This window comes from Vibrio sp. 1249-1 (assembly GCF_033340495.1).
Map to the genome: position 1 here is coordinate 1 of NZ_JAWOWJ010000225.1, position 931 is coordinate 931.

General features: G+C 43.0%; 1 pseudogene. It reads right to left on the bottom strand.

The features are described 5' to 3' along the window. Positions 1–420 (bottom strand): annotated as a pseudogene (locus R7Z50_RS25430) (endonuclease/exonuclease/phosphatase family protein); the annotation flags it as partial. Between the last annotated feature and the right edge of the window lie 511 nt (positions 421–931).

Consider the following 931-nt stretch of genomic DNA (forward strand, 5'->3'; position numbering starts at 1 on the left):
TTCGCCCGCGCCATCGAGACTTTGTGCAACAGACAGGTAGTTCTTTTGGAAGCCTTCAAGGGCTGCTTTGTTTTCGCCTGTTCCCTCGTTGTTGTATTCCGCCATCATCAGTACATCAGGGCGATTCTTTTGAATGATCGCAGCAACGTTGCGAATTTGAATGACTTTTTCCGCAGTGGTTTTGTCTTCAGCTGCGATGGAGCCGTCTAAATACGCTGTAACCAATGCAGCTTGCTGCGCTGGTTCAATTTGCATTTCGTTTACTAAAGCTTCGAAGGTCGCGCGGTCAAAAGAGAGGTTGTAGGTGGCAATCTTTACTTCAGTTGGCTGAACGTTTACGTATTTCGTGTCGTCGTCATTGCAGCCAGTCAGTAAAGCGGCACCGATAAGGAGAGCGAGAGAAGTTTTAATTGTTTTCATGGGTACGTCATACCTTATAATTGATTCGGGCAAATATTAATAACATCAGTAATATTTGTAAGCGATATGAGTCACACAAACGTTTGCATAATTACATATACAATCAATTTTTGTGTGATTTGTGCAATAAATGCGACAGTTTCAACATCAAAAGGTTATATGCAAATTGTTAAAAGCATGTGTCGAGAGCGTTGAATTGCCATAAACTCATCCATAAGGTCTATAAATTCCTGTGCTAGACTCAATGAACAGAATGAGATCAATAAGCCTAACGTCCTATTAAGGGATTATTCGGCGCATAAAATCTGTCAGTTTGGCTTTGCTATTTGTGCAAAATAGGGGACTTACCGATGGATCTAGGATCAAAATATCAGCGCAAGCTCGCAGTTGGCTTGGTGTTGGTGTCACCACTTCTTGTTTCACCTTCTCTCTCTGCCGCTCAGTTGGAGCGATTAGAGCCAAATCATGGACGTGTGGTTTCTCTCGAAAAGCAAAACCTTGCCGCGACCCA